Origin of the sequence: Nonomuraea sp. NPDC050786 (assembly GCF_040654115.1) — a bacterium.
Lineage (GTDB): Bacteria > Actinomycetota > Actinomycetes > Streptosporangiales > Streptosporangiaceae > Nonomuraea.
On sequence record NZ_JBFAHJ010000015.1, the window covers coordinates 203,308 to 221,202 of the forward strand.

Genomic DNA, 17,895 nt, shown 5'->3' on the forward strand with positions numbered 1-17,895 from the left:
GGCACGTCACACCGCGATGTGACGTTCGGCCCACCGCGCGATGTCGCGCCGCTCGATCGCGGCCGCCATCAGGTCGGGGAAGGCGTCGGGCGTGCACGCGAACGCGGGCACGCCCATGGCGGCCAGCGCGGCGGCGTTCTCGTGGTCGTAGAACGGCGCGCCCTCGTCCGAGAGCGCGAGCAGCACGATCACCTGGACGCCCGCCTGCGTCATCGCGGCGACCCGGCGCAGCATCTCCTCCCTGACCCCGCCCTCGTACAGGTCGCTGATCAGGACGAAGATGGAGTCGGCCGGCCGCGTGATGAGGCCCTGGGAGTACGCGATGGCCCGGTTGATGTCGGTGCCCCCGCCCAGCTGCGTGCCGAACAGCAGCTCCACCGGGTCGTGCAGCTGCTCGGTGAGATCCACCACCGCCGTGTCGAACACCACGAGGGACGTCTTGAGCGAGCGCATCGACGCCAGCACCGCCCCGAACACGCTCGAATACACCACCGACGCCGCCATCGACCCGCTCTGGTCGATGCAGAGCACGACCTCGCGCTGCACCGACCGCTGCCTGCGGGCGTAGCCGACGAGGCGCGAGGGGACGACCGTGTTCCGCTCCGGCAGGTAGTTCTTGAGGTTGGCCCTGATCGTGCGGTCCCAGTCGATGTCGGCCACCCTCTTGGGGCGGTGGGTCCTGGCCGAACGGTCGAGCGCGCCCGTCACGGCCGCCCTGGTCTTCTGGGCCAGCCTCCGTTCGAGCTCGTCCACCACCCTGCGCACCACGGCCCTGGCGGACTCGCGGGCCTGGTCGGGCATGACCCGGTTGAGCGCGAGCAGGGTGCCGACGAGGTGCACGTCCGGCTCGACGGCCTCGAGCATCTCCGGCTCGAGGAGGAGCCGGGTGAGGTTGAGCTTCTCGATGGCGTCCTTCTGCATGACCTGGACGACCGTGGAGGGGAAGTACGTGCGGATGTCGCCCAGCCAGCGCGCCACCCGGGGCGCTGACGCGCCGAGCCCGCCCTCCCTGCCGCCGTCCTGGTCGTAGACGGCGGACAGCGCGGAGTCCATCCGCGCGTCGGCGCCCTGCAACCCGCATCCGGTGCCGTCGGCGTCGCCGCCGCCCAGCACCAGCCGCCACCTGCGCAGGCGCTCGTCGGTCCCCTCGCTGGGCCCCTCGCCGGTGGCGCTCATCCGCCCGCCTCTCCCTCTGCCCTGCCAAGAATCGCGAGCACGGTCGCGACGGCCGCCGCCGCGCGCCGCTCGTCCACATCCTGCTCCGCTTCCCGCCGGCCGCCCCCGGCCGAGCGGACGCGCTCCCCGATCGCCCTGCGCTCCGGCGCGGCGAACCCGCCGAACGTACGGCGCAGCAGCGGCAGCACGTCGGTGAACTGGTCGCCGGACAGCCCGGTGAGCCACCCGTCCACCAGGCTCAGCAGCCGGGGGTCGTGCACCAGCAGCAGCCCGCCGCCCGCCAGGAACCCCTCCACCCACGCCGCCGCCCTGGCCGGGGTCTGACCCCTGGACATGGCCCTGGCCATGCGGTCGGCCGCGTCGTCGAGCTCACCGGAGTCCAGCAGGATCCTGGTGAGCCGCCCTTCGATGAGCCCGTGCAGGTCCTGCCGGTCACTGATGCCGCGCAGGGTGACCAGCCACCGGCTGCGCGGCGAGGCGTTGTCGTGGCTGTCGCCGCCCCCGTCGTCGCTGCTGACGCGGTTGGCGCCGTCGTCGCCGTCGTCGCTGCCGCCGTCGTCGCTGCCGCCGCCGCTGCTGCCGCCGCCGCTGTCATCGGTCAGGAGGGCGACGGCCGCGTGCACCGCGTCGACGTGTTTGAGCAGGTCGGCGGCGGCCTCATCATCCAACCCCGTGACCGCGACCGGCAGGCCGACGCGGATCCGGTCCAGCATCGAGCGGACGATCACCGCCAGCCCCTCGGCCGAGGTGCCCCGGACGTCGCCGTACCGGTGGGCGCGGACCATCGCCGGCAGCGCCGCCATCAGGTGCGTCACGTCCGTGTCGAGCGCCGCCTTGGCCGACAGGGCGGCCAGCACCTCGGGCAGCGCCTCCGGCAGGTCGGCCAGCAGGCACTGCTCGACCAGCGCCGTCAGATCCGCCAGCGCGGCCTTGTCGGTCGCGGCCAGGTCCCTGGCCCGCTGCGCCGCCGCCCCGGCCACCGTGGTGCCCAGGGCGGCCTGCTCGATGAGCGCCAGGTCGTGCTCGGGCCGCCACTGCAGCGTCCAGGTCTCCCTGAACGTGCCCTTCCCCCGCGACTCGCCCGGCGTGCCCCAGCCGACGCCGAGCAGCCTGAGCCGGTGCAGCAGGTGGCTGCGGTCGAGGTCGAGCGGTTTGCGCAGATCGAGATCGATCTCGCGGTCGAGCGCCTCGGGCTTGAGCCTGAGCCGTCGCTGCTGCTCGCGCAGGTCCCGCTGGAGCGGCACCATCGGCGTGCCGTCGGTGACGTGGCCGAGCCGGTCGCCGACGACCATGCGCCGCTGGATCAGCTCGACGGCCAGGTCGTCACCCTCGCACAGCACGGCCCTGGCCGCCTCGGTGACCTCGCCGAGCCCGGCCAGGGGCCTGCCGCGCAGGGCCGCCAGGCTGTGCGCGAGGCGTACGGACTCGATGACGTGCGCGGACGACACGGCCAGCCCCTCGTCGCGCAGCACCGCGGCGGCCTCGGCCAGCCACCGCTCCACGGGCCGGTCCGGCGCGCCGAACAGGTGGTGGTACCAGCCGGGCGAGGTGATCCCCGCGCCGTAACCGCTCCAGGAGGCCAGCCGCCCGTACGTCCACGGCACCCACGTCAGCTCGGCCTTGACCTTGGGGAGCCCGCGCAGGGTCGCGCTGTCCTGCGCGACAGTCGGCAGCTTGCCCGTGAGGGCCGGGACGTGCCAGGCGCCGCAGATCACCGCGATCCGGCCGTAGCCCTGCTTGACGGCCGCACGGAGGGTCTTGCGCATGTACGCCTCGCGCCTGGCCTCCCGCCCGTCCGGCTCGTAACCGTCGCGTACGGCGGCCATGGCCTCGGCGATCACCTCGAAGGGGGTGTCGCCCCGGTGCTCTACGACGTCCTCCCACCAGCGTTCGGGGTCGTCGTATCCGGCCGCCGCGGCGAGACTCCCGATGGGGTCGGCCCGCATGCCGTCTTCGTGCTCCTCATCCGCCTCCGTGGCCAGCGAATGCGCCGCGGGGAGGTCGCAGAAGCTCACCGGGATGCCGGTGGAGGTGCCGTACAGGATGGCCTGCCACTCCGGCGAGAAGGCGGCGAACGGCCAGAACGCGGCCCGCGCCGGGGCTCCGGGCACGTGGGCCAGGAGCGCGACGGGCGGCTCCAGCTCGGGCGCGAGCGCAACGAGGGCGTCGGCCTCGGGCGGTCCCTCGATGAGGATGGCGTCGGGGCGCAGGCGTTCGAGCTCCCGCCGCACGGCCCGCGCCGAGCCCGGCCCATGATGCCGCACTCCCAGCACGAAGACGTCCGCCCCGCCGACCGAAGTCCCGCCGGCCGGAGTCCCGGTGACCGAAGTCCCAGCGGCCGGAGTCCCGGTGGCCGGAATCCCGGTGGCGCGCGTCGCCGTGGTCGCGGGGTCAGGGGTCGGGATGGTGCTCATATGACCTCGCGGCAGGCGCGGTAGAAGTCGCGCCAGTCGGGGCGCTCGCGGACCACCGTCTCCAGGTATTCGCGCCACACCACCCGGTCCGACACCGGCTCCTGCACCACCGCCCCCACGATCCCGGCGGCCACGTCGGAGGGGCGCAGCACCCCGTCACCGAAGTGGGCCGCGAGGGCGATGCCGTTGGTGAGCACCGAGATGGCCTCGGCCGTGGACAGGGTGCCGCTGGGCGACTTGACCTTGGTGCGCCCGTCCTCGGTGACGCCCATGCGCAGCTCGCGGAAGACCGTCACCACCCGCCGGATCTCCGCCAGCCCGGTCGTCGTCTCGGGCAGCTCCAGCGCGCGCCCGAGCTGGGTGACGCGGCGCGAGACGATGTCCACCTCCTCCTCGGCCGTGGCCGGGACCGGCAGCACGACCGTGTTGAAGCGGCGGCGCAGCGCGCTGGACAGCTCGTTGACGCCCCGGTCGCGGTCGTTGGCCGTGGCGATGACGTTGAAGCCGCGTTCGGCCTGGACCTCGCGGTTGAGCTCGGGGATCGGCAGCGTCTTCTCGGACAGGACGGTGATCAGGGCGTCCTGTACGTCGGACGGCATGCGGGTGAGCTCTTCCACCCGCGCGACCCGGCCCTCGGCCATGGCGCGCATCACGGGCGACGGGGTCAGCGCCTCGAACGAGGGGCCCTCGGCCAGCAGCCTCGCGTAGTTCCAGCCGTACCGGATGGCCTCCTCGGCGGTGCCCGCGGTGCCCTGCACGAGCAGCGTGGAGTCGCCGCTGATGGCGGCGGCCAGGTGCTCGGACAGCCAGGTCTTGGCCGTTCCGGGCACGCCGAGCAGCAGCAGCGCGCGGTCGGTGGCCAGCGTGGCGACGGCGACCTCGACGATGCGGCGCGCGCCCACGTACTTGGGGGTGATGCGGTCGCCGTCGCCCAGGATGTACGTGGTCACGGCCCACGGCGACAGCTTCCAGCCGGGCGGCCTGGGCCGGTCGTCGTCCTTAGCCAGGACGGCCAGCTCCTCGGCGTACTGGTCTTCCGCGTGCGGACGCAGAACGGTCATGGGCGAAGCTCCTTGTACATTTCGGCACGGAAACGCAGCAGGGCGGCCACCTGCTGGATGGACTCCATCGGCGAGTAGCTCAGGACCAGGGGGAACAGGGCCGGGTCGATGCGTTCACCCGCCATCTTGACCAACTCCCCGAGGTTCCAGGGCTGCGTGGTGGCCACCTTCACGATCTTGCGGAGGACGGCCGTGGCCAGGCCCTCGCGCCAGTGGGACGACACTCCGCCCAACACCATGATCAACTGGCTGTCCAGGTCATGCTTTTTCACGAAATCGGCGGCTAGTTCCTGCTGCTCGTCGGGCGGCAGCGAATCCAGCAGGTCCGCGATCGGGTCCCACCCGAACATCGCCCGCGCCCACTCGGGATCCTTCTGCAGGATCGCGGCACGTACCCAGGCCGCCTTCACCTCGGCGTCCCAGTCGGGGATCCGCATCCCGAGCAGCCGCGCGGGCGGGTGACCCCAGACCCCCAGCGGGGCACGGGCGAGGACCTGCTGCAGCCACCAGGCCCGCTCGCCGATACCTCTCGGCGGTTTGGCACGCACGCCGTCGCGTTCCATCGCCTTGTCGCAGGACTCGGGGGCTTCGACGGCGATGACGTTCCCCTCGATGGCCACGCAGGCGCGCGCCCGTTCGGCCATGCGCTGGGACAGGCGCGACCCGGGGAGACGGGTGAGGAGGTTGGCGGCGGCCTGGCGCACCTCGCGGCGGCGATCGTCGAGCGCGCTCTCCAGGAACGGCTCGTCGTCCATGCTCAGCCCGTCGCCCAGCACCTCCACGAACTCGGCCCGGTCGTCGGGCGTCTCCCGCTCCCACGTGCTCTCCAGCAGCCGCCTGGCCCGGCCGGGATCGGCCTTCCTGAGGGCACGGAGGTGCGCACGCCGATCCGCGGCGCCGCCCAGCTCCCACGTCTCCCCGGTCGGCTCCTCGAGCAGGTACTCCCAGGCGGGATTGAGCCCGGCCAGCCACCGCCCCCGCTGCCCGGCCAGGACCCCGAGATGGACCCGGATCGAGCGGTCCCGCCGCCCTCGCTCCAGGAGCTCGGGCAGCACGTAAGGCGGCACCCTCCTGCCGGTGCCGGCGGCCGCGGCCAGCCATTCGGGGAGCAGCCTCTCGTGCTCGCCACCCATGATCCGCGCCAGCCGCTCGGCCGCCGGCCGTCCCACGGCCGCCCGCTCCTCATCGGGCGCGGGGTCCTGGCGCTCGGCCTCCCCGACCCTGCGCCCCGCCCTGCGCCGCGCCACTTCGACGGCCGCGGCTTCGAGCAGATCTCCCTGGTACGGCCTGCGATCGGTGCCCACGAGCGCCGTCGATGCCAGCTCCTCCCAGCCGGTCACAGGATCACCGCCGTTCCTTCGTCGTCCCAGGTGGTCAGGGGCCGCAATCCCCGCGGGGTCCACTCCACCGCCACGGTGAGCGGGCGCCCCCCGGAGACGGCGATCAGCCGCCACGGATCGCGCGCCACGGGGTGCAGCGGGAGAGCGCCGAGCGAGGCCCGCCCGGGCACCACCCCGGCCAGCACGAGCGGCCACGACTCGGTCCACGGATCCTCGGCCAGCACCCGGGCCACCTCGTCGAGCGCCTCATCCGGTGCCACCCCGGGCGGCCCTCCCCTGGCGCCACCGTCATCGGACGGCGGCCCTCCCCTGGAGCCACCGTCATCGGGCGGCGGCGCCCCCGGTGGCGCTCCGCTGGAGGCGTCGTCCTCGCCGGAGTCGTAGCGGGCGGCGACGAGCGCTCTCAACGGGGCGGCGCCCGGGTAGAAGGCGAGGTCGGCGTCGATGGTCGTCCCGGTGACCAGGGAGGCGTCGAGCGGCTGCCCCTGCGGCGCGAACGAGAGCACCAGCGCCGCCCGTCCGGTGTGGCGCCCTCGCAGCCACACCCGGCGGGCGGTCAGCCGGTCCTGCACTTCGTCGCGCCTGCCCAGCACGTCCCACCGATCGCGCACCCCCGACCCGGCCAGCACCTCGTCCCGGCTGACGGGGAACCCCACCCGGCTCAGCACGGTCTCGGCCAGCGGCGCGGGCAGCTCCGCCCGCCGCCGGTAGGCGATGGCGAGCAGCCGGATCAGCGCGTACTCCTCGAGCAGCCGCCCCGGCCAGTCGTCGTCCGCCCGGACCCGGCCCAGCCTGGACACGACCCCGGCCACGCCGGGCGCCTGAGCGTCGATGAGCCGCTTGGCCAGCCCTTCCCACTCGTGCTCGGCGGCCCCCGCCAGCCCTTGCCGCACCTGGTCGTCGAGCCACCGCTCCACCTCGGTCAGCCCGGCGGCGACGCGACCATGCCGTACGGACTCGGGGCGCCCCTCGGACGCCGCCGCAGCCTCCCCATCGGCCCGCGACCGCCCGACTCCCGACGCCCCGCCCCCAGAAGCCCCGCCCCCAGAAGCCCCGCCCTCGGAAGCCCCGCCCTCGGAAGCCCCGTCACTTCCGCCGACACCCGAGGCGCCCCCCGCTACGGCGCCCTCCGCCGCGGTACCCCCCGCTGCGGTGCCCTCCGCCGCGATGGCGCTCTCCGCCGCCTTCCTGGCGCGGGCAGCCTCGATCTTGGCCGCCGCCTTGGCGGCCCGCTCGGCCCGGCCCTCGACCCACTCGGTCACCCACTGCGGGGCGCCCTCCGCGGCGGGCAGCCCGTCGGCGGACCACATGAGCAGCAGTCCGAGCGCGTGCTTGCACGGGAACTTCCGGCTCGGGCAGCTGCAACGGTACGCGGGCTCGGTCAGGTCGACGCAGGCAAGGTAAGGCCTGGCCCCGCTCCCCTTGCACTCGCCGTACAAGATCGTGCCTGTCGTGCCGCGCAACGACCATTTCCCGGGCGTCGCCACCCCTTGAGCCGCCTTCTGGGACGACGCGTCGGGGGCAAGGGCGAGGACCTGATCACGGCTCCACCGTTCGATCACTTGCCGCAGACTAGCCACCTCGACCGACATTTCGCGTTAAGTTCGCGAGCTGCCCAGAGACCCGGCCCGCGTCACCCGCCTTGTCCTGATTTATTGGCATAAACTCTCCAAAGTGGAGCTGCGCACGTACCCCGACGGCCCGTCCATAGAGGTGCCCGACGAGGCGGCGGCCCTCGCCGCCCCGCTCGACGGGCAGCTCGTCCTGAACGGCAACCGCTTCCTGCGCAGGGACGTCACGGGCGCCCCAGCGGCTTTCGTCGAGCGCCCGCCCATCGCCGAGGCCCTCGACCTGCTCCCCCACCCCGAAGGCGGCTGGTTCAGGGAGACGTGGCGGACGGCCGTGACCTTCCAGCCCGACGGGTATCCGGGACCGCGGGCCGGCGCCACCGGCATCTACTTCCTGCTGAACCCGGGCGAGGAGTCGGTGCCGCACATGGTCAGGTCGGACGAGGTCTGGCTGTGGCACCGGGGCGGCCCGCTGAGCCTGACGATCGGCGACACCACGATCACCCTGGGAGCGCGCGTGGAGGACGGCGAGGTCCCCCAGGCGGTCGTGCCCGGCGGCGTGTGGCAGTCGGCCCGCCCGGCCTCCGAGGAGCCGGTGCTGGTGAGCTGCATCGTGTCACCGGGCTTCGATTTCGCCGACTTCACCGCTTGAGCGAGGGGTCCGACGCTTTGGGGGCTCTCGTCTGACAACGCGTCGGGCGCGGGTCGTGTCGCGCGACCCGCGCCCTCCCCCTTACCGATCAGCGCACGCCGAGCCGATCACTGAGAATCGGCGTCAGGCGTCCCGGTCGTTCGGCGTGGACCAGTGGCTGTCGCCGGGCGTGTCGCCGGTCACGCGGGTGCCGTTCGGGCCGATCACCCAGTGGCTGTCGCCGGGCGTGTCGCCGGTCACGCGGGTGCCGTTCGAGCCGATCACCCAGGAGCTGTCGTCCGGCGTGGCCGCCGAAGCGGCGACAGGGACGGCGATGGCGAGACCGGCGGAAAGCGCGGTGCCGGCGAGGATCGCGGCGGTGAGTCGCCGGAGCCGAGTGGACATGGAGAACTCCTCTCATCTGGAACAACGGCACCGACGTTACGGGCGGGTGCTGACGCATCCCTGTCGCGTCACTGTCGCCTCCGGGCCCGCTTCGACACCGGCTCAGCCGAGCGCACGGACCCCGGCCTGCCGCGCCCGGCCTACCGGACCATCCTGGAGGAGACGTCCCAAAACGGCTGAGGTAACGTCGGCCTCGCTCCCCGTACGATCAAGCCGCTCGATCAAGGAGAGACGCATGGTCCACAAAGCCGTCATCCCCGTCGCAGGACTCGGCACCCGGCTGCTCCCGCTGACCAGGGCGCTGCCCAAGGAGATGCTGCCGATCGGCGACAAGCCCGTCATCGAGCACACCATCCGCGAGCTCGTGGACTCCGGCATCGACGAGATCACCATCGTCACCTCGCCCCGCAAGGACCTCATCCAGCGGCACTTCGCCCCCGACGCCGACCTCGAGCTGCAGCTCCGCGCCGCGGGCAAGGACGACCTGGCCGACGCGGTCGCGGAGCTGTCGTCGCTGGCCCACATCACGTACCTGTACCAGAACGGCCCGTACGGCAACGGCACCCCCGTGCTCAACGCCGCCCGCGTCATCGGCGACGAGCCGTTCATGGTGCTGTGGGCGGACGACGTGTTCGTGGCGGAGGTGCCCAGGGCCAAGCAGCTCAAGGCCGCGTACGAGGCCACCGGGGCGCCCGTGCTGGCCCTGATGCCGATGGCGGTCGAGGACGCCTCGCGGTACGGCGTGCCGATCGTCAAGGAGGACGCCGGCGACGGCCGCCTGCTGATCTCCGGGCTGGTGGAGAAGCCGTCCCCCGAGGAGGCGCCCTCGCGCTACGCCGCCATCGGCGGATACGTCGTCACCCCCGGCGTCGTCGAAGAGCTCCAGGAGCAGACGCGCAGGTGGCACCGGAACCCGCAGGGCGAGATCTACCTCACCGACGCCCTGCACCGCTACGCCGCCGACCACCCGGTGTACGGGCAGGTCATCGACGGCACCTGGTGGGACACGGGCTCGCCGCTCAACTACCTCAAGGCGCAGTTCGCCGCCGCGCTCGCGCACCCCGAGTACGGTCCCGAGCTGCGCAGGCTCGCGCAGGAGAGCGACGGCGCGGCGGCACCCTGAGCGCGCCTTGGGTTTTTTCCGGCGAGATGATTGTCTGTCCGGAGAAACTACGAGGAGGGCACCGGTGAGCCGTCAGATCGTTTCCATAGTGGGTGGCAAGGAGGCGGGCACCACCGCCACGTACGAGTCCACCAACCCCTCGCGCACCAGCGAGGTCGTGGCCCACGTCGGCCTGGCGGACGCCGGCACGTTCGCCGCCGCCTGCCGTGCCGCCAAGGAGGCCCAGCGCGAGTGGGCCAAGGTGCCCGCCCCGGTGCGCGGGCGGGTGATCGCCTCCATCGGGCGGCTGGTCGAGGCCAACTCCGAGCGGCTGGCCCGCCTGGTGACCGAGGAGATCGGCAAGCCGTACGCCGAGGCCCTGGGCGAGGTGCGGGAGATCGTGGACACGTGCGACTTCTTCCTCGGCGAGGGCCGCCGGCTGTACGGGCAGACGGTCCCGTCGGAGATGCCGGACAAGAACCTGTTCACGTTCCGGAACCCCGTCGGCGTCGCGGCGGTCGTCACCGCGGGCAACTTCCCGGTCGCCGTCCCCTCGTGGTATCTGGTCCCGGCGCTGCTCTGCGGCAACGCCGTCGTCTGGAAGCCCGCCGAGTACGCCGCCGCCTCCGCGCACGCCATGTTCCAGCTCTTCGTGGCCGCCGGGCTGCCCGACGGCGTGCTGAACATCGTCTTCGCCGACGGCGCCGAGACGTTCGAGGGCCTGGAGCAGGCCCTCGGCGAGGGGAGCGTGCAGAAGGTCGGGTTCACCGGCTCCAGCGAGGTGGGCAGGAAGATCGGCGAGCTGACCGGGCGGCACCTGCAGTCGGCCTGCCTGGAGCTGGGCGGCAAGAACCCGATGGTGATCATGCCGGACGCCGACCTCGACCTGGCCGTCGAGGGCGCGCTGTTCTCGGGCTTCGGCACGGCCGGCCAGCGCTGCACGAGCCTGGGCACGGTGATCGTGCATGAGAGCGTGCACGACGAGTTCGTGGAGCGGTTCGCGCGGGCCGTACGCGAGGCGAAGGTCGGCCGCCCGGACGAGGACGTGCTGGCGGGTCCGCTGCTCGACCAGAAGTTCGCCGACCGGTACGAGGAGTTCCTGACCTGGATTCAGCCCCACCACAAGGTCGTGTCCGGAAATGTCGGGCGGATTACGGAGGAGAACCCGCACCGCGACTTCGACGGCGACCAGGGCCTCTACTACCACCCGGTCGTCGTGGACGGCGTCCAGCCCACCGACCGCCTCTTCCTGGAGGAGACGTTCGGCCCGATCGTCGGCGTGACCACCTTCCGGACCCTCGACGAGGCCATCGAGCTGGCCAACCTGCCCGACTACGGCCTGTCGAGCTCCATCTACACCACCGACCCGCAGCACGCCTTCCGCTTCCGCGAGGGCATCTCGGCGGGCATGGTCAGCGTCAACAACTCCACCTCGGGCGCCGAGGCCCACCTCCCGTTCGGCGGCAACGGCAAGTCGGGCAACGGCAGCCGCCAGTCGGGCATGTGGGTGCTCGACCAGTTCACCCGCTGGCAGGCGATGAACTGGGACCATTCGGGCCGCCTGCAGAAGGCCCAGATGGATGTCGCCGAAATCGAGCCCGATCTGAACTTCCGCCTGCCATAATCGGTCTCGTCTCGATGCAAGAACGGGCCCCTCGGCGACGAGGGGCCCGTTCTTCTCTGCGAGCGAGGAGTTTCCGCCGGCGAGGGTCAGACCTGGCCGGCCTTCTCCAGGGCCGAGCAGCAGGTGTTCACCAGCAGGCGGGTGACCACGTACGGGTCGATGTTGGCGTTCGGGCGACGGTCCTCGATGTAGCCCTTCTTCTCCACCTCGACCTGCCACGGGATACGCACGGACGCGCCGCGGTTGGACACGCCGTAGGTGTACTTGTTCCACGGGGCGGTCTCGTGGTGGCCGGTGAGGCGGGACTCGATGTCGGCGCCGTACTGGGAGACGTGCTCCATCGGCTTGTCGCCCTCACCGAGCGCCTCGCAGGCGGTGATGATGGCGTCGTAGTTCTCGCGCATGGCCTTGGTCGAGAAGTTGGTGTGCGCGCCGGCGCCGTTCCAGTCACCGCGGGCGGGCTTGGGGTCGAGGGTGGCCTCGACGCCGAACTCCTCGGCGGTGCGGTAGAGCAGGTAGCGGGCGATCCACAGGTGGTCGGAGACCTCGACGGGGCCGGCCGGGCCGACCTGGAACTCCCACTGGCCGGGCATGACCTCGGCGTTGATGCCGGAGATCTTCAGGCCGGCGGCGAGGCAGCGGTCGAGGTGGAGCTCGACGATCTCGCGGCCGAACACGGCCTCGGCGCCCACGCCGCAGTAGTAGTGGCCCTGCGGGGCGGGGAAGCCGCCCTCGGGGAAGCCGAGCGGGCGGCTGCCCTTGAAGAAGGTGTACTCCTGCTCGATGCCGAACCAGGAGTCCTGCTCGGCGTACTTCTCGGCGATCGGGCGGAGCAGGGCGCGGGTGTTGCTGGCGTGCGCCTCGCCGTTGATCTCCTCGACCTCGGACAGGACGAGGACGTTGTCACCGCCGCGGATCGGGTCGGGGCAGACGAACACGGGGCGGAGCACGCGGTCCGACGAGTGGCCCTCGGCCTGGTTGGTGCTGGACCCGTCGAAGCCCCAGACCGGCGGCTCGGCCCCGTCGGCGAGGATCTTCGTCTTCGAGCGCAGCAGAGCGGTCGGCTCGGTGCCGTCGATCCAGATGTACTCAGCCTTGTAGCTCACGGCGGTCCTTTTCTCGGGGTGTTTCACAGCCACGCCGAGTCTTACGGACGGCCGTTTCCCGATTTTTGCCCATATGTGAACGCCGTGTTAATCAGGTCCCACCTGTGTTAACGCTGGTGTACCGCTCACCATGGCGGATGGATGCGGGCGGGCGGGCGCGGACGCGCTGGTCGCGCCGGCTCGCCCGCCGCCGCCGGCGATGACGTGGTGCCGTGACACCCCGCCATCGTGTCAGGTACGTCCCCCCTTACGGCTGCGCGGGTCCGTTGCCGTCGTAGCCGAGCAGTCGCATGGCCGTGTCCGGGTCCATCGCCGCGGCCAGGAGCTGGGCACGGGCGTGGGCCTGGTCGCGCTCGCGTTCGGCCTTGGCCTGCGCGGCGCGTACCCCCTTGATGGCCACGAGCGCGAGCCCGGCGCCCACGATCACCGCGACGACCACGACGAAGAGCAGGAGCAGCAGTCCGGGCGAGGCCACGGTCGAGGCCGTCGCGTTCGGGCCGCCGCCCGCCACCGTGCCCGTGATCGCGAGCGCCGCGATGATGGAGAGCGCCACCAGCCCCAGCAGGCTCGCGACGACCAGCCAGACCCGGCCCACACCCCGGCGCCGCGCCGGCGGCGGGGCGGGAGCGTCCGTGGGCGTGCCGACCACGACAGGCGCGGGCGCGGGCGGAGCCGCCCACGGCACGAACTCGGGCCGGTCGGCCGGCTCGACGGCCCCGTCCTGGCCGGAGCCGTTCAGGACGGCAGGGGCGGGAAGGACAGGCGGCGCCTGGATCACCGGGGCCGGCGTCTCCGTCAGCGGGGCCGCCAGCTGGACGGCGTGGACGCCGGCACCGCCGTAGGCGACCGGCAGCGGCTCCACCGGCTCCTCCGCCGGCCTGGGCAGCTCCCGCTCGATGCGGCTGTGCTCCTTGTGCGCCCTGGCCGCGTCGCGGTGGTAGTCCTCCAGCTCATGGTAGAGCTCGTCGGAGCCGTAGATCGTGCCGTCGATGAGCGGACCGGGCTCCCTGCGGATGATGGCCACCACGTCGTCGCCGTTGAGCGTCTTGTGCGTCTCCAGCGCGTGCGCCACGCAGAGCACCTCCCTGCGGTGCTCCTGCAGCAGCTCCTGGGTCTTCTCCAGCAGCCGCACCAGGTTGAACTCGATCCGCTCCCCCAGCACGTCGGGGGTCAGGTCCTGATCGCGCCTGGCCGGCTCCCTGTCGGTGATGCCGATGGAGCCGCCGGGGCGGGACTTGCGCATCGCCTTGCCGCCCATGATCTCCAGCTCCTGGAGCGCGGGCAGCGAGGTGACGCCGGAGCCCATCCCCCAGTACGACTCCATCATGGCGGTCAGGTACGTGGCCGAGTAGAGGTCACCGGAGACCCCCGAGGAGTTGTCCTCGCCGAAGAACATCCGCTCGCCGGCCAGCGACGCCAGGGAGACCATGATGTCCGCCTCGTGCTCGGACTTCCACCTGGTGAACTGGTCCTCCGGCTTGATCGAGGCGACCATGCCCAGGTAGTCGGCGCCCTTCTCGATGGTGGCGATGTCGATCTCGAGGTGGAAGCGGGTCACGTACGCCACGACGGCGTGGCACGCCTCGTGCACCGCCACGGCGTGCCGCTCCCGCTCGATGTACTCGACGTCCTCGGGCGGCCCGAGCTGCTTGAGCCGCTTGGCCCGCAGCACGTCCGACCAGGTGATGATCTCCCGGCCGTCCCTGATGGCGGTGATGAGGGATTCGTTGACCAGGTCCTTGATCGTGGCGCCGGTGGCGTACGGGGTGATCGTGGCCAGCTTGTCGATCTGCTCGGGGGTCAGCTCATGCCACACCTTGTCGAAATAGCCCTGATACGTACGTACCCGGCCCGCCTTGGACGGGTAGCCGACCTTGTAGATGCGGTCGATGCGGCCCGGCCGCAGCAGCGCCTCGTCGAGGGCGTCGGGCCGGTTGGTGGCCATCATGACGAGGATGCGGTACTTGGGCGGCGGCTTGGGCCGCATGCCGAGCACCCGGCGCACGAGCCGGTTGAAGAACCCGCGCGGCTTCTTGAGCCCGGACAGCTCGGTGAGCAGGGCCTGCAGCGTGCCGGGGTCGCCGCTGTTCATCATGCCGCCGCCCATGACGAAGCGGTTGCGCCGGCCCGGCTCCTCACCGGCGTCGCGGGCGCCGCGGAAGGCCAGCAGCTGACGGGTCTCCTCGGACAGGTAGTTGAGCCCATGGCAACCGTGGGAGCCCGACAGCCCGGAGAACCCGCCCTGTCCGGGCGGCCCCTGCTGCGCGAGCCGGCCGCGCTTGCCGAGGGAGTCGGCCTCGTCGAAGAAGACGATCACGCCGCCGTACCTCAGCGCGAGCTTGCGCAGTTTCCTGAACAGCGACTTGACCTTCAGGATGCCGATGCCCATGAACATGTTCGTGAACGCGCCCGGATCCACGAACACGTACGGTTTGCCCGTCTCGCCGGCCACGGCCTCGGCCATGAGGGTCTTGCCGGTGCCGGGCGGCCCCCACAGCAGCAGGCCGCTGGGGACGTACCCGCCGCGCCGCTCGATCTCGTCGGGGCGCTCCAGGAAGACGATGTTCTCCCGGACGCGCTCGACCACGTGGTCCTGCCCCCACACGTCCTGGAAGCGGGTCTTGATGTCGTCGGGGAAGTACGTCTCCACCCCACCCCTGGACAGGAACCAGAACAGGCCCACGAACTGGATGATGACCACGAAGAACAGGAAGACGATCTGGATCAGGAACGGCATCGCGTTCCAGAGCAGCGTCGGCGCCTGCATCACCGCCACGAACGGGCTGACGTCCAGCACCGCGCCCAGCACCAGCGCGGTCAGCACGACGAAGAAGGCGACCTTGAGCGCGCGCGAGAGGCGGTACCTGGTCCAGTCGTCGAAGCGGCGGTGCGTCCAGCGCTCGAACCCGCCGAAGACCCGGTGACTCCAGAAGCGGTGGTAGGCCGACCAGTGCTCGCTGACGAAGAAGTGCAGCTGCCGCACGACCTCCACGCCGAGCAGCCAGAAGATCCACTGGTACGCGTACGCGATCGCCCGCGCGGCCTCGGGGAACGTGGCGACGCCCGCGAAGTCGGCCATCACCTTCCAGGTGAGGATGAGGTACGCGGCCACCAGGGCGATGAGGAACTTGCTCCGATCCCAGAACTGCATCTTCTTCCTGGTCACGGATTCGGGATCGGAGGGCCCGCTGCCGGGGGCACGCAGCCCTTCATGGTGAATGGTCGTGGTCAATGGTGCTCCCTCATCCAGGCAGCCGGAGCAGCTTGAACGTGCTCTCGATCTGGTCGAACTCGGCGGCGCGCTTCCTGAAGCAGACGGACTGGCAGCCGATGAGCATGACGGAGACCGTGGCGCCCTTCTCGTCGAGGATGGCGGTGTGGTCGAACGTCTGGACGTCGTTGCCGATCTGGTAGTTGAAGCGGACCCGGACCCCCCTGGCGCCGTCGTCCAGGGTCAGGACCTCGTCGTTGAGGAGCTCGAAGTTCCGGAACATCGCCGGCTGACCCGTCGCCGCGACCTGCTGCGCGTAGAGCTGGCGCATCTGCTCCGTCACCGGCAGCACGAAGTCGCGCAGCCTGTTCAGGGAGATCGCGTCCCGCTGCTCCTCCGTGAGCTCGTGAACGGTGGCGTAGACGAACGGGTCCGTCGAGCCGAGCAGATGGTCGACCGACGGTTCGGCGGACTGGTCGAAGGCCGTCGACCAGACGCGCCGGGCCCGGAGCAGCGCCGCCGCCGAGTTCGGGTGGTCGCCGGACAGATACAGCTCGATGGGATCGGCGTTGAGCTGCGTGAACGAGGAGGGCACCTTGAAGTAGGTGGTGCCGGCCCTGTCACGTACGTAGTGGAAATCGGGCTGTCCGGCGCACGCGGACAGCATCAGGATCGCGACCGTGACCGCGATCAAACCCCGTGCCTTTTTCACCAGGGCTTACCTCCGCTTTACGGACCAACGGAGTTGTTGTGCCCGCTTTCAGGCAGAATGAGCCCGGCGCACGGTTAAAAATCTTGACCAAATCTTGGCCGTCCATTGGCTTTACTTGTTACAGATCAATTTCGGTCCGTGTGGCCGGGGCGTCGCGGTCCGTGACGGGGGATGACTACAACGTTCATGCAACCCCCATTGGTTCAACTCAGGAAGTAGCGAAAGATATGAGGATCCCTTCCGACCGCCCCGGGAGCGCGCGATGAAAGAACCGGCAATGGAGACCGTCGATTCCTTCGGGCTGTCCGCGGAACGGCAGTTCGCCGATCTCTGGTCGAGGGAGGTCCTCTCGGTGAAGGAACGTCGCCTGCTCCTTCTCGGCCTGCTCGTCGGCCAGGGGCTCCACGACCAGGCGGACGTCCACCTCGACGCCGCGCTGCGGGCCGGCGAGCTCACCGAGACGGAGCTGCGCGAGGTGGTCGTCTTCCTGACGCACTACGCCGGCTGGGCGCGCGGCAGCAAGCTGAACGACCAGGTCGAAGGGCTGATCGAGCGGGTCAGGCGGTCTCGATCCGACAGCGAGGGCCCCGCCGGCTGAGCGCGTACGGCTCGCCGCCGCGGCCCTCGCGGGGTCGCACGCCGCCCGTCCTCGCACGGGGTTAGGGTGCTGGCATGCCTACCGCATTGATCACCGGCCCGGCCTCCGGCATCGGCGCCGCCTTCGCCCGGCGCCTGGCCGCCGACGGCTTCTCGCTCGTCCTGGTCTCCCGCGACGAGCACCGGCTCGCCGAGAGCGCCGACCAGCTCAAGCTCAGGTACGGGGTCGCCGCCGAGGTGCTGCCCGCCGACCTCGGCACCGAGGAGGGGCTGGCCAGGGTCGAGGCCAGGGTCGCCGAGGGCGTCGACCTGCTGGTGAACAACGCCGGTTTCGGACACGCCGGCCGGTTCCCCGAGGTGCCCGTCGAGGACGAGACACGCATGCTCAAGGTGCACTGCGAGGCCGTGCTCAGGCTGACGCTGGCCGCGCTGCCCGGCATGCTCGAGCGCGACCGGGGCGCGATCGTCAACGTGGCGTCCGTGGCGGCGTTCTTCACGCACGGCACGTACAGCGCGTCCAAGGCGTGGGTGGTGAACTTCAGCGAGTCCGCCGCGAACGAGGTGGGCAACCCGCGCATCAAGATCATGGCGCTCTGCCCCGGCTTCGTGCGGACCGAGTTCCACCAGCGGGCCTCGATGGACACCACGGGGATCCCTGATTGGCTCTGGCTGAAGGCCGACGACGTGGTGCGGGAGGCGATGCGCGATCTGGCGCTGGGCAAGCGGGTGTCGGTGCCCGACCTGCGCTACAAGGCCATCGTGGCGCTCGGCAAGTTCGTGCCGCGCGGCGTGCAGTCCCGCGTGTCGGGGAGCCTCGGCCGCTGAGTCCGTACGGGGTCCCTCCATGGCGGCGGCGAAAGAACGGGCCCCCGCCGCGGGAGGGGGTCGCGGTGGGGGCCCGAGCGGCCGTGAGCTGGGCTCACGGCCGGGAACGAGGAGACGGTGGCG

Annotated in this window: 14 protein-coding genes; 5 read left to right on the forward strand and 9 right to left on the reverse strand. The window is 71.5% G+C overall.

Features of this window, described 5'->3' with window-relative positions; all coding sequences use genetic code 11:
* Positions 1 to 6 precede the first annotated feature (6 nt).
* Genes AB0H84_RS26705 through AB0H84_RS26725 form a run of 5 tightly spaced genes read right to left on the reverse strand, consistent with a single transcriptional unit; the run spans position 7 to position 7,553 of the window.
* Complete coding sequence (locus tag AB0H84_RS26705) at positions 7 to 1,176, reverse strand: VWA domain-containing protein (RefSeq protein ID WP_357609497.1); 1,170 nt, start codon at positions 1,174 to 1,176, stop codon at positions 7 to 9.
* Positions 1,173 to 3,590, reverse strand: coding sequence for a DUF5682 family protein (locus AB0H84_RS26710; RefSeq protein WP_357609500.1), 2,418 nt, complete (start codon positions 3,588 to 3,590; stop codon positions 1,173 to 1,175). Before AB0H84_RS26710 ends, AB0H84_RS26705 begins: the two co-directional genes overlap by 4 nt.
* The gene (locus tag AB0H84_RS26715) at positions 3,587 to 4,651 is read right to left on the reverse strand and encodes an AAA family ATPase (protein ID WP_357609503.1); all 1,065 of its coding nucleotides are present in this window, start codon (positions 4,649 to 4,651) and stop codon (positions 3,587 to 3,589) included. Before AB0H84_RS26715 ends, AB0H84_RS26710 begins: the two co-directional genes overlap by 4 nt.
* Complete coding sequence (locus AB0H84_RS26720; RefSeq protein WP_357609506.1) at positions 4,648 to 5,991, reverse strand: DUF5691 domain-containing protein; 1,344 nt, start codon at positions 5,989 to 5,991, stop codon at positions 4,648 to 4,650. Before AB0H84_RS26720 ends, AB0H84_RS26715 begins: the two co-directional genes overlap by 4 nt.
* Positions 5,988 to 7,553, reverse strand: a complete 1,566-nt coding sequence (locus tag AB0H84_RS26725) for an SWIM zinc finger family protein (protein WP_357609509.1) — start codon at positions 7,551 to 7,553, stop codon at positions 5,988 to 5,990. Before AB0H84_RS26725 ends, AB0H84_RS26720 begins: the two co-directional genes overlap by 4 nt.
* Before the next feature lie 112 nt (positions 7,554 to 7,665).
* On the opposite strand from AB0H84_RS26725, the gene AB0H84_RS26730 reads away from it, so the two are divergent.
* A complete protein-coding gene (locus AB0H84_RS26730; protein ID WP_357609512.1) occupies positions 7,666 to 8,211 on the forward strand; it encodes a cupin domain-containing protein in 546 nt (181 codons plus the stop codon).
* Between the two features lie 123 nt (positions 8,212 to 8,334).
* On the opposite strand, the gene AB0H84_RS26735 is transcribed toward AB0H84_RS26730, so the two are convergent.
* Positions 8,335 to 8,595: a hypothetical protein gene (locus tag AB0H84_RS26735; RefSeq protein ID WP_357609514.1), complete on the reverse strand. Its 261-nt coding sequence runs from the start codon at positions 8,593 to 8,595 to the stop codon at positions 8,335 to 8,337.
* Positions 8,596 to 8,830: 235 nt separating this feature from the next.
* Here AB0H84_RS26735 and AB0H84_RS26740 point away from each other — a divergent pair, with 235 nt between their 5' ends.
* Positions 8,831 to 9,718, forward strand: a complete 888-nt coding sequence (locus tag AB0H84_RS26740; RefSeq protein WP_357609517.1) for a UTP--glucose-1-phosphate uridylyltransferase — start codon at positions 8,831 to 8,833, stop codon at positions 9,716 to 9,718.
* A 64-nt stretch (positions 9,719 to 9,782) separates the two neighbouring features.
* Positions 9,783 to 11,321, forward strand: a complete 1,539-nt coding sequence (locus tag AB0H84_RS26745) for an aldehyde dehydrogenase family protein (RefSeq protein ID WP_357609519.1) — start codon at positions 9,783 to 9,785, stop codon at positions 11,319 to 11,321.
* 86 nt (positions 11,322 to 11,407) lie between these two features.
* Here AB0H84_RS26745 and glnII read toward each other — a convergent pair whose 3' ends face one another.
* From glnII to AB0H84_RS26760, 3 genes are all read right to left on the reverse strand, one after another.
* Entirely contained in the window at positions 11,408 to 12,427 is a 1,020-nt protein-coding gene (gene glnII / locus AB0H84_RS26750; protein ID WP_357609522.1) for a glutamine synthetase, read from the reverse strand.
* A 247-nt stretch (positions 12,428 to 12,674) separates the two neighbouring features.
* Positions 12,675 to 15,659: an AAA family ATPase gene (locus AB0H84_RS26755; protein WP_357609525.1), complete on the reverse strand. Its 2,985-nt coding sequence runs from the start codon at positions 15,657 to 15,659 to the stop codon at positions 12,675 to 12,677.
* 10 nt (positions 15,660 to 15,669) lie between these two features.
* Positions 15,670 to 16,350: a hypothetical protein gene (locus AB0H84_RS26760; protein ID WP_357609528.1), complete on the reverse strand. Its 681-nt coding sequence runs from the start codon at positions 16,348 to 16,350 to the stop codon at positions 15,670 to 15,672.
* Between the two features lie 262 nt (positions 16,351 to 16,612).
* Here AB0H84_RS26760 and AB0H84_RS26765 point away from each other — a divergent pair, with 262 nt between their 5' ends.
* Positions 16,613 to 16,948: a carboxymuconolactone decarboxylase family protein gene (locus AB0H84_RS26765; RefSeq protein WP_357609530.1), complete on the forward strand. Its 336-nt coding sequence runs from the start codon at positions 16,613 to 16,615 to the stop codon at positions 16,946 to 16,948.
* A gap of 74 nt (positions 16,949 to 17,022) precedes the next feature.
* The gene (locus AB0H84_RS26770; protein WP_357609532.1) at positions 17,023 to 17,772 is read left to right on the forward strand and encodes an SDR family oxidoreductase; all 750 of its coding nucleotides are present in this window, start codon (positions 17,023 to 17,025) and stop codon (positions 17,770 to 17,772) included.
* Positions 17,773 to 17,895: the final 123 nt, after the last annotated feature.

Coding starts and splice junctions, on each gene's coding strand:
- AB0H84_RS26705 (WP_357609497.1), bottom strand. CDS start 1,176: ATGAGCGCCACCGGCGAGGGGCCCAGCGAGGGGACCGACGAGCGCCTG.
- AB0H84_RS26715 (WP_357609503.1), bottom strand. CDS start 4,651: ATGACCGTTCTGCGTCCGCACGCGGAAGACCAGTACGCCGAGGAGCTG.
- AB0H84_RS26735 (WP_357609514.1), bottom strand. CDS start 8,595: ATGTCCACTCGGCTCCGGCGACTCACCGCCGCGATCCTCGCCGGCACC.
- AB0H84_RS26740 (WP_357609517.1), top strand. CDS start 8,831: ATGGTCCACAAAGCCGTCATCCCCGTCGCAGGACTCGGCACCCGGCTG.
- AB0H84_RS26765 (WP_357609530.1), top strand. CDS start 16,613: ATGAAAGAACCGGCAATGGAGACCGTCGATTCCTTCGGGCTGTCCGCG.
- AB0H84_RS26710 (WP_357609500.1), bottom strand. CDS start 3,590: ATGAGCACCATCCCGACCCCTGACCCCGCGACCACGGCGACGCGCGCC.
- AB0H84_RS26770 (WP_357609532.1), top strand. CDS start 17,023: ATGCCTACCGCATTGATCACCGGCCCGGCCTCCGGCATCGGCGCCGCC.